Here is a 9,504-nt window from a genome sequence, read left to right as displayed (position 1 = left end):
CCGAGGCGGTTACCCCCCCCCCAAACCCAACACCCACCGACACCCGGCACCCCAAACACCAACACCCCCCCGACGTCGCCGGCCCCCCCGCCCCCACCCACCGCAACCCGGCCCCAAGCCCCCCGGACCGCGAACAAAGCTCAGCCAACGACGGAGAACAACCGCCGCCGCGCCCCCAGCAACGCGACGGAGGCCAGCACCAGACCGACCCCCATGGTGACCAGCAGCGGGCTGGGGCTGCCCGGCAGCAGGCCGACCACCGACCTCGCCGCGGTGCCCAGGGCCAGGTAGAGACCGGCCCAGGCGGCCGCGCCGAGCGTCGCGCAGCCGAGAAATCGACGGTACGACATCCGCAGCCCGCCGGCGGCCAGTGGCAGCAGCGCGTTGAAGACGGGCAGGAACGGCGCGACGACCATCATCCGACCGCCGCCGCGGCGCAGGATGCCTTCCGCCGCGGTCCAGCGGGGCTCGCCGATCCAACCGCCAAGGCGGCTGTGTCGCAGCCGGTCGGAGTAGCGACGGCCGATCAGGAAGCTCAGCGACCAGCCGGCCAGGCAGCCGACCAGCACCGCGGCGAAGGTGGCCAGCCCGGTGCTCGGGCGGCCGACCCCGACGGCGGCGAGGATCGCGACGTCGCCGGGGATGAGGACACCCAGCAGGGGTACGGCGTCGAAGAGCATGACGAGCCCGAGCGCGCCCATCAGCAGCAGAACCGGTAGTTCTCCGATCTGGGCCACCCATTGCGTCATGCGTCGACGCTATGGCCGCCGCGCCACTTCGGACATCGGGTCGTAGCCCCCAGTGACCCCTGGTATCCCACTCGGGGTCGTCCCTGAGTCGGGGGTTTCCGCCTCAGGCGGGGCGCAGCACCTGCACGTGACGCAGCGACGAGTCGACGGAGGGTTCGGTGGTGGGCACCGGGTAGTCGGCCAGCACGGCCAGGCGGTCCGCCGGTAGGTGTCCGCGGCCGGGGTCGCCGACCAGCACGTCGGCGCCGGCGGCGGCGGTCCGTTGCAGGAAGGGCAGCATCCGATCGGCCATCGCGCGGTCGTAGAAGACGTCCCCGGCGACCACCAGGTCGGCCTTCGGCTCGGTGCTGTCGAGCAGATCGTCCCCGGTGGCGTCGACGGCGACGTGGTTGGCCCGCGCGTTGAGGGTGACGGCGGCGACGGCGTACGGGTCGATGTCGTTGGCGATGACCTCCGCCGCGCCGGCCAGCGCGGCGGCGATGGCCACCAGCCCGGACCCGGCGGCGAGGTCGAGCACCCGGCGACCGGCGACCAGCTCGGGGTGGTCCAGCAGGTGGCGGGCCAGGGCCTGCCCGCCGGCCCAGGCGGACGCCCAGTACGGCGCCGGCAGCGCGTGCCCGGCGGTCGCCTCCATCCGGGCCCACCAGACGATCGCGTCCTCGGCCAGGTGCAGCCGCACCTCGGGGACGAAGGGGGTGGGCATCAACCGGAGTCTGTCCAGACCGGAACCGGGCGTGCCGACCTCGCGTTCCAGCTCGGTCAGCGCGTCGGCTTCGGCACTTCTCATCGGCGCAAGCATGCCCCAGCGGCGGTTGGTCGGGGCGACTTTCACGTGCCGCCGCGCAGAGTTCACCCGAGTTCGCTCGAAGACCTACGGCACTTCGGCCAGCGGATCGGGGTTTTGCCCGTTACTGTCGAACAGGTACGGGCGATCATCGGCCAGAGGCCGGGGGTCAGCCGCTTTGAACAGGGAGAGATGCATGGCAACCGGCACGGTTAAGTGGTTCAACTCGGAAAAGGGCTTCGGCTTCATCGAGCAGGACGGTGGAGGGCCGGACGTGTTCGTCCACTACTCCGCCATCGCGACGAGCGGCTACCGGGAGCTCAACGAGGGCCAGAAGGTCGAGTTCGAGGTGACCCAGGGGCAGAAGGGTCCGCAGGCGGACAACGTCCGCCCGATGTAGCTCCGTGCCGGTGACGGCGGCCGGTCTCCGGCCGCCGTCGCAGCGCACTCAAGACGACGCCGGGGCGGCGGGCAGGTCCCGCCGCCTCCGGATCGGCCCCACCAACAGAATCAACGGGGTGAGCGCCAACCAGGCGGTCATTCCGACAATTGCCGTCTGGACGCCGTACCGTGCGCCGATGGCACCGGCCAGCACGGCCGCCAGCGGAATCGTGCCGTAGTTGAGCAGGTGCATGCTCACCGTCACCCGGCCCAGCAGGTGGTGCGGCGTGTAGGTCTGCCGGAAGGCGCCCTTGACCACGTTGCCGATGGCCACCCCGAGGCCGATCAGCAGGCCACCGAGCGCCGGCCAGGCCAGCCCGATGCCAGGTGCGGCGAGTGGGATGAGCAGCGCGGGTGGGCCGGTGAGCGCCGCCGCGACCAGCAGCGCCCGCGCCGTGCCGCAGCGGCGGGCCACCGTGGTGGCGAACAGCGCGCCGATGATCCCACCGGCGCTCATCACGGCGATCAGGACGCCCACCAGGCCCGGTTCGAGACGCAACTCACGGACCAGGAAGACCACCAGCACGGCCTGGTAACCGGTCAGCCCGATGTTGCTGGCCGCGCCGAAGACCGTCAGCACCCGCAGGTACGGGTCTCGGGCGACGAAACGCAGCCCCTCAGCGATGTCGCGGCGCAGTGACCGGGACTGGTCCACTCGGCGAATGCGCGGTTCGACGGTGCGGATCCACAGCAGGCACACCGCGGAGACCAGGAAGCTGATCGCATCCAGCAGCAGAGCGGCGACCGCACCGATGAGCTGGGCGATCAGACCTGCGACGCCGGGGCCAACGACATAGCTCGCGGTCTGGGCGGCGTGCAGCTTCGCGTTGCCCTCCGGCAGTTGCTCGGGTCGCAGCAGCACCGGCAGGTACACCTGGTCGGCTGTCTCGAAGAAGACCCGGGCCACGCCGGCGCTGAGTGCCACCAGCAGCAGGTGCCAGACGGTGAGCCGGTCGAGTGCGGCGGCGAGTGGCACGCTGAGGAAGAGCAGCGCGCGGAGCAGGTCGCACGCCACCATCACGGGTCGGCGGGGCAGCCGGTCGACCCACGCGCCGGCCGGCAGGCCGATCAGCAGCCAGGGCAGCCAGGCCGCGGCGGTGAGTACCGCCACCTGGAAGGTGTCGGCGTCCAGGACGGCGACCGCGACCAGCGGAAGCGCGACAGTGGTGACGTTGCTGCCGATGCTGCTGACCGTCTGGCCGGTCCAGAGCAGCCGGAAGTCGCGGTGCCGCAGCAGCCCGCCGGTCTTCCGGACGTCAGTGGGGTCGCTGCGGGTGGCGGCGGTCACGGTCGCGCCGGCACGCCGTGGACGAACACGAAGACCGGTCTGCGGTCGGCGTCGTCGTCGGGCAGGTCCCGGTTGGCCCAGCGCGTGAGGACGGCGATCATCTCGCGGCTCAGCTCGGCCAGTTCCTCGGGCGTGAGGCGCAGCCAGTGGTCGGTGGAGAACGCAGCGTCGTTCCAGGTGGCCTGCTCGGCCTCGTCGGCGGCGTGCCATGCGCGGGCCAGGGCGACGTGCCGGTCGAGGTTGAGCGAGGTGGCGGCGTCGGCGACCGCGCGGGAGGCCGGGTCGGTGTCGAAGTCGGTGTTGGACCAGCGCAGCCCTCGGGTGACCAGGCGCCACCACCGTTCGCGCCGGTCCCGGGCCAACTCGGGCGCCTCGGTGACCAGGTCGGCGGCGGCGAGGACCTTGAGGTGGTGGCTGACATTCGCGGGGGCCTGGTCGGTGCGCTCGGCGAGCAGGCCGACGGTGGAGGGTCCGTGGACCTTGAGCACGTCCATCAACCGGCGGCGTAGCGGGTGGGACATGGCGGCCAGCACCCGGGAGTCGGTGATCTGGCGTACGTCGGAGCGTTCCATGATGCCATCGTCACATCCGCAACACCTGTTGCGCAATGACTATTGCTCAATATTCGTTGCGGAATGTTGCCGGGAGGGGCGGCCCGGCGTCCCGGGCCACCCCCCGCTCAGGCGACCAGCCGGCGGGCCAGCTCGTCGGCGACCTGCTTGGCCATGTTCGGCGGGATGGCCGCGGCGATCTTCTCCGGCGTCAGCGAGGCGAGCACGCCCGCCACGATCGCCGGCTCGTCGGTGAAGTCCCGGTTGGACAGCGCGGTCAGCGCCGTCTGCAACGCGCTGAGCTGGGCGCCGATCGACCGCAGCGTGGGGTGCGCCGAGGTGAAGTTCGGAACCGTGGCATCCTCACCCATCGCCATCCGGGTGTAGATCTGCCCGACCGGGTTGCGGCCGTCCAGCACTGTGAGGTTCTTGTGGACGGTGGCCAGCCAGTTGTGTTCTTCGGGGGTCATGTCGTCCTCCAGGAGTCCGATGGAGCTGAGGTAGCGGCGGAACAGGGGCCGCTGGTCGCGGCCCGCCTTGATGGCGTCGCGGAAGAAGCTGAAGTGGGTGTGCCAGCGGTGCGAGCTGTCGCCGCTGGTGCGCTTGCCGAGGCGGTCCCACCGCTTCACCGTGCTGCCGTCGGGGCTGTAGATGATCTCCCGGATGTCCCGGGTGTCGGCGGCGTTCGCGGCGCACTGCGCGACGCACCAGACCGAGAAGCTGGCCAGGGTGTTCGTCCGACCGCCGGAGCGGACGTCGAACTGGCCGACGTCCAGCGCCGCCGCGTCGAGGGTCAGCCCGGCCCGGTCACGGGGTGACTCGACCACCGAGTAGTCGTTGACGACCACCCGGTCCGATCCGCAGTGGTAGCCGCCCCGGTGGGCCGAGTCGCCGACGATGCCGACCTCACCCGGTTCCAGATCGTCTGGCCCGGGGGCGTTGTCGAGGTGAGTGAGAAGCAGGCTTCGGACGGCCAGAAGGTTAGCCGGGGCCCGAGTCATGAGGTCCCCCTTTCGAGAGGCGAGGACCGGGCACGACGTCACACCGCGTACGCGGTGCTGGGCTTCGAGCGAGCCCGGCCTACTGGTGCACGGCGCCGGGCGTTGACTCCACCATAGCCCGCGTTTTCGGCAAACGACCAGCTCAGAGGTGGTCTGTTCAGATTGGAGGTTGCGGTGGAGCAGAGTGGACGATCGGCAGCAACACCGCCGAGGGGTGATCCGGGTCGTGCAGAATCTGCCGCCAGCCGGCACGCAGCGTCACCGCCGTGCCGAGGGATTCCCCGGTCCCGGGGTTGCGGGCCCACCGTGGATGGGCGCCACCGGAGACCTGCACCCGCAGTCGGTGCCCGGCGGCGAACCGGTACGCGGTCGGCCACAGCGGCACCGGAACCCGCAGCGCCCCGGCGGAATCGGCCGGGAAGCGCCCGGGGGTGACCCGCACCAGACCGTCGCACACGTTCCACGAACGACCCTTGCGGTCCACGTCGCACAGCCGAACGAAGACGTCCAGGTAGGGCAGGTCGCTGCGGACGTGGATCTCGGCGCGGACCGGGCCGATCACCTCGACCGGGTCGGTCAGCGGGGCGCTGGTGTAGGTGAGCACGTCGGGGCGGGCCTCGACGGGCCGGTTGTCCACCGGGCCGGCCCGCTGGGCGACGAGCAGTGGCCCGCCCAGCGACGGGGTGGGGTCGGCCGGGTCGTAGCGGAACCGGTCCGGCGTCGACGCGACCGGTGGGCGCGCCGCCAGCTCGCCGTCGGGTTGCAGGTGCCAGGCGGTCTCGACCGCCGGTGGTGGCCAGTCCGGCAGGTCCCGCCACCCGCCGCCGGCGCCGCTGACGTACAGCCGGACGGGCGCCACCTCGGGCCGCGCCCGTCCGCCCGGTCGAGGCGTTTGCGGCAGGTGCTCGTCGAGCCACGCCAACCCCTCGCGCAGCGCGGCCACGAACAGTCCGGGGCTGCCGTGCGTCCACGGGCCGATCACCAGGCGCGACGGTGTGCCGCCGGCGCGCAGCACGGCGTGGTCGTCGAGCTGGGCGGGCAGGAAGATGTCTTGCCAGCCGGTGACCATCACCACCGGCGCCCGCACCTTCGCGACCTGGTCGGCGAAGACCCGGGTCCGCCAGTACGCGGCCTGCGGGGTGTGGTGGCGCAGCCACTCCTGGAAGAACGGGATTCTCACCCCGGTGGCCACCCGGTCGGCATCGGCCAGGGGGAGGTGCGCCAGCGCGGCGGCCAGCCGGGGCTGCCCGCGTTTGAGCTCCCACTGCCGGGCCAGCCACGGCACGGTCTGCGCGTGCAGCAGCTCCGCCCAGGTCAGCACGGTGTCCAGGGCGAAGGACTCGCCCGCGTACGTCGAGTCCCGGGTGGCCGAGGCGGTCACCACCGCGACCATCGCGCGCAGTTCCTCGCCGGCATCGGCGGCCAGCGCCCACTGCGCGAAGCCCTGGTAGCTGACCCCGAACATGCCGAGGTGACCGGACCACCAGGGTTGGCGACGCAGCCAGTCCAGGGTGTCCGCGCCGTCGTCGCGCTCGTGCACCAGTGGGGCGAACGTCCCACCGGACCCGCCGGTGCCCCGGCACGACTGGATCACCGCGTGTCGGCCCCGTGCGGCGAGCAGCCGACCGAGCAGCCGCAGCGGTCCGCCCCGCCCGTAGGGGGTGCGGATCAGCACGGTCGGCGCGCCGTGGTGGCCCGGGGCGTAGTGGTCGGTGCGCAGCACCACGCCGTCGCGGGTGCGCACCGGAAGGTCACGGGTGACCCGCACCGGGCCGGGGCGGGTCGGTGGCAGCCGCAGCGCGGCGCTGGCGAGGCGGGTGACGAGCCGGTCCGGCACGGTCAGCCCGTCGGGCGGCGGGGCGACTCGGGCCGGGCGGCGCGCACCGCGTCGCGGTGCGTCCGCAGGGACTCGCTCATCTCCGCCATGAAGCGGTGCACCACCGCCAGCTCGTCCTCGCTGAAGCGGTCCATCACCGTGTCGGTGCGCTCGCCCAGCGGCCGGAAGAACTCCCTGGCCAGGGTCATGCCCTGGTGGGCGTAGTGCAGCAGGACCTTGCGCCGGTCGACGGTGTCGCGGTCGCGGCGGATGTGGCCGGCCCGCTCCAGCCGGTCGATCAGGGCGGTCACCGAGCCGGAGGAGAGGTTGAGCTGCTCACCGAGGCGTCCGGGCGTGATCGGGTCACCCAGCAGCTCCGCGTCCATCACCGCGAGCAGGGCGTTCAGGTCGGTCGGGTTGAGGCCGTGCAGATTGGCGAAGGCGTGGCTCACCTGCTGGGCGTCCACCGCGTACCGCCGCAGGTTGTTGGTGATCTCCGCGACCAGCTGTTCGCGGCGCGTCTCGCGCCGCCGGTACATGCCCTGAGTCGCCACCGCGTGCCGCTTCTCCCCGTCGTCGTCTCTCGGGTTGCAGCATAGAACAGCCGCCGATAATCTCGATAGTCAAGATACTTGGCACTCGAAATAATTTGGGGTCAGCTGATGTCCGTCTTCACCAGAGTCGCCCGCGGCCGGTTGGCCGCCTGGCTCACCGTGGCCGCCGCGATCGTCGTCGGCGCGGCCGTCTTCGGGCTACCCCAGCCGGACAACCCGGCGCCGGTCTCCGCCAGCGGCCTCTCCGCCCAGTGGCAGTCGACCCAGGTGGAGCGACTGCAGGACCAACTCCCGTCCAGCGAGGTCCAGCCGGCCATCGCGGTGGTCAGCCGCGACGACGGGGGCGCGCTGACCGAGGCCGACCGGGGCGCCGTCACCGCCCGCGCCGGCGACCTGGGCCGCCTCGCGGTGGGCGGGCAGATCAGCCCACCGCAGGTCTCCCCGGACGGCACCGTGGCGCTGGTCGCCGTGCCGCTCAGCATCGCCGGCGGCCAGGACGAGGTCGTCGAACAGGTCGACCAGGTACGCGACGCGCTGGCGAACCTGCCCGACGGGCTGACCGTCGAGGTGACCGGTTCACCGGCGTTCACCGCCGACCTGTCCTCGGTGTTCGACGGCGCCGACATCACCCTGCTCGCGGTGACCGCCGCCGTGGTCGCGGTGCTGCTGCTGATCACCTACCGCAGCCCGTTCCTGTGGATCGTGCCGCTGGTCGTGGTCGCCGCGACCGAGCAGCTCACCCTGCGCGCGGTGGACGTCATCGTGCCGGGTGTCGGCATCAACCTCCAGCAGGGTCAGGTCACCGGCATCGCCAGCGTGCTGGTCTTCGGCGCCGCCACCGACTACGCGCTGCTGCTCATCGCCCGCTACCGGGAGGAGTTGCGCCGCGAGGAGGACCGGTTCAGGGCGATGCGCGCCGCGCTGCGCCGCACCGCGGAGCCCATCCTCGCCAGCGGCGGCACCGTCGTGCTCGGCGTCCTCACCCTGCTGCTCAGCGAACAGGAGACCAACCGGGCCTTGGCGGTGGCCTGCGCCACCGGTGTGGTCTTCGCCATGCTCTCGGCCCTCTTCGTGCTCCCCGCCGTGCTGGTGCTCTTCGGTCGCGGGCTGTTCTGGCCGTTCGTCCCCCGCGTCGGCGGCCCGGCGCGCGAGGGTCGGCTCTGGGGTCGGCTCGGCGCGGCCGTGGAGCGCCGCCCGGTGGTGGTCGCCACCCTGGCCACCGTGCTGCTCGGCGCGCTGGCGCTGGGTGGGCTCGGCATCCGTACCGGCCTGTCCGAGACCGAACAGTTCCGGGCCGAACCGGAGGCGGTGACCGGGGCGCAGACCCTGGCGAGGGCGTTCCCCGCCGGCAGCACCCAACCCGTCGCCGTGATCACCACCCCGGCGGCGGTGCGGGCGGTCACCGACGCCGCCAGCGCGGTACCCGGTGTCGCCTCGGCACGCCCCGGCGACGCGGGCGACGCTGTCGCCCAGGTCGACGTGGTCCTCGACGCCGAACCCGGCACCACCGCCTCGGACCGGGCGATCGAGGCGCTGCGCGAGGCCGTCGCCGCCGTTCCCGGCTCCGCGCCGCCGGCCACCGCCGGCGGCGACACCCCGTCCGGGGCGATCGTCGGTGGCTCCGTGGCCGCCACCTACGACTCCGACGAGGCCAACGATCGGGACCTGCGGCTCATCCTGCCGATCATCCTGCTGCTGGTCGGCGGTGTGCTCGTGCTCCTGCTGCGCGGTCTGCTCGCGCCGCTGCTGCTGGTACTCACCGTGATCGCGTCGTTCTTCGCCAGCCTGGGCGCGGCCTGGCTGCTCTTCGACCACGTGCTGGGCTTCCCCGCCCTGGACAGCGGGGTGCTGCTGCTCGCCTTCGTGTTCCTGGTGGCGCTCGGGGTGGACTACAACATCTTCCTGGTCACCCGGGCCCGGGAGGACGCCCGCAGCGCCGGCACCCGCGCCGGGATGCTCTCCGCCCTGCGGGTCACCGGCGGTGTGATCACCAGCGCCGGAGTGCTGCTCGCCGCGGTCTTCGCCGTGCTCGGCGTGCTGCCGCTGATCACCCTGACCCAGATCGGCATCATCGTCTGCATCGGCGTCCTGCTCGACACCCTGCTGGTCCGCACGGTCCTGGTGCCGGCGCTGGCGTTCCTGCTCGGCGACCGCTTCTGGTGGCCGGGTCGGATCACGAAGGACCCGGCGCAGGGCACCGTGCCGTCGCCCGAGCCGGTCGCCGCACACGACTGACCGAAGCGTGGGGGGGGGGGGGGGGGCCGCCCCGCCCCCCCCCCCCCCGGGGGGGGGGGGGGCCCCCAGCGTGAAAAAACCCCCC

The 9,504-nt window shown here is 72.6% G+C and carries 9 protein-coding genes; 2 read left to right on the top strand and 7 right to left on the bottom strand.

Features of this window, described 5'->3' with window-relative positions; genetic code table 11:
* Positions 1-140 precede the first annotated feature (140 nt).
* Positions 141-749, bottom strand: coding sequence for a DedA family protein (locus AB0C03_RS32240; protein WP_030338025.1), 609 nt, complete (start codon positions 747-749; stop codon positions 141-143).
* Between the two features lie 103 nt (positions 750-852).
* Positions 853-1,536, bottom strand: a complete 684-nt coding sequence (locus AB0C03_RS32235) for a class I SAM-dependent methyltransferase (protein ID WP_036412762.1) — start codon at positions 1,534-1,536, stop codon at positions 853-855.
* Positions 1,537-1,729: 193 nt separating this feature from the next.
* Between AB0C03_RS32235 and AB0C03_RS32230 the strand changes: the two genes are divergently transcribed.
* Positions 1,730-1,933 (top strand): cold-shock protein, encoded by a 204-nt coding sequence (locus tag AB0C03_RS32230; protein ID WP_007072071.1) that lies wholly within the window; start codon positions 1,730-1,732, stop codon positions 1,931-1,933.
* A gap of 48 nt (positions 1,934-1,981) precedes the next feature.
* Here AB0C03_RS32230 and AB0C03_RS32225 read toward each other — a convergent pair whose 3' ends face one another.
* The 5 genes from AB0C03_RS32225 to AB0C03_RS32205 all read right to left on the bottom strand — a co-directional run bounded on the left by AB0C03_RS32225 (position 1,982) and on the right by AB0C03_RS32205 (position 7,169).
* Positions 1,982-3,262: an MFS transporter gene (locus AB0C03_RS32225; RefSeq protein WP_357641104.1), complete on the bottom strand. Its 1,281-nt coding sequence runs from the start codon at positions 3,260-3,262 to the stop codon at positions 1,982-1,984.
* On the bottom strand, positions 3,259-3,834 hold the full coding sequence (locus AB0C03_RS32220) for an ArsR/SmtB family transcription factor (protein ID WP_030338022.1): 576 nt from the start codon (positions 3,832-3,834) through the stop codon (positions 3,259-3,261). The genes AB0C03_RS32225 and AB0C03_RS32220 overlap by 4 nt, the downstream gene beginning before the upstream one ends.
* A gap of 107 nt (positions 3,835-3,941) precedes the next feature.
* A complete protein-coding gene (locus AB0C03_RS32215) occupies positions 3,942-4,814 on the bottom strand; it encodes a hypothetical protein (protein WP_030338021.1) in 873 nt (290 codons plus the stop codon).
* 157 nt (positions 4,815-4,971) lie between these two features.
* A complete protein-coding gene (locus tag AB0C03_RS32210) occupies positions 4,972-6,651 on the bottom strand; it encodes a CocE/NonD family hydrolase (protein ID WP_357641100.1) in 1,680 nt (559 codons plus the stop codon).
* A 2-nt stretch (positions 6,652-6,653) separates the two neighbouring features.
* Positions 6,654-7,169, bottom strand: coding sequence for a MarR family winged helix-turn-helix transcriptional regulator (locus tag AB0C03_RS32205; RefSeq protein ID WP_030338019.1), 516 nt, complete (start codon positions 7,167-7,169; stop codon positions 6,654-6,656).
* Between the two features lie 123 nt (positions 7,170-7,292).
* Between AB0C03_RS32205 and AB0C03_RS32200 the strand changes: the two genes are divergently transcribed.
* Positions 7,293-9,419 carry an MMPL family transporter gene (locus AB0C03_RS32200; protein WP_210866953.1) on the top strand — a complete coding sequence of 709 codons (2,127 nt, stop codon included), beginning with the start codon at positions 7,293-7,295 and terminating at the stop codon, positions 9,417-9,419.
* Positions 9,420-9,504 lie beyond the last annotated feature (85 nt).

The sequence above is a fragment of the Micromonospora parva genome (assembly GCF_040649675.1).
Taxonomy (GTDB): Bacteria; Actinomycetota; Actinomycetes; order Mycobacteriales; family Micromonosporaceae; genus Micromonospora; species Micromonospora parva.
Note: the sequence above shows the minus strand (reverse complement) of the source record. Positions and strands in the feature narration are given on the sequence as shown.

Coding starts and splice junctions, on each gene's coding strand:
- AB0C03_RS32240 (WP_030338025.1), bottom strand. CDS start 749: ATGACGCAATGGGTGGCCCAGATCGGAGAACTACCGGTTCTGCTGCTG.
- AB0C03_RS32235 (WP_036412762.1), bottom strand. CDS start 1,536: ATGAGAAGTGCCGAAGCCGACGCGCTGACCGAGCTGGAACGCGAGGTC.
- AB0C03_RS32230 (WP_007072071.1), top strand. CDS start 1,730: ATGGCAACCGGCACGGTTAAGTGGTTCAACTCGGAAAAGGGCTTCGGC.
- AB0C03_RS32220 (WP_030338022.1), bottom strand. CDS start 3,834: ATGGAACGCTCCGACGTACGCCAGATCACCGACTCCCGGGTGCTGGCC.
- AB0C03_RS32215 (WP_030338021.1), bottom strand. CDS start 4,814: ATGACTCGGGCCCCGGCTAACCTTCTGGCCGTCCGAAGCCTGCTTCTC.
- AB0C03_RS32205 (WP_030338019.1), bottom strand. CDS start 7,169: ATGTACCGGCGGCGCGAGACGCGCCGCGAACAGCTGGTCGCGGAGATC.
- AB0C03_RS32200 (WP_210866953.1), top strand. CDS start 7,293: ATGTCCGTCTTCACCAGAGTCGCCCGCGGCCGGTTGGCCGCCTGGCTC.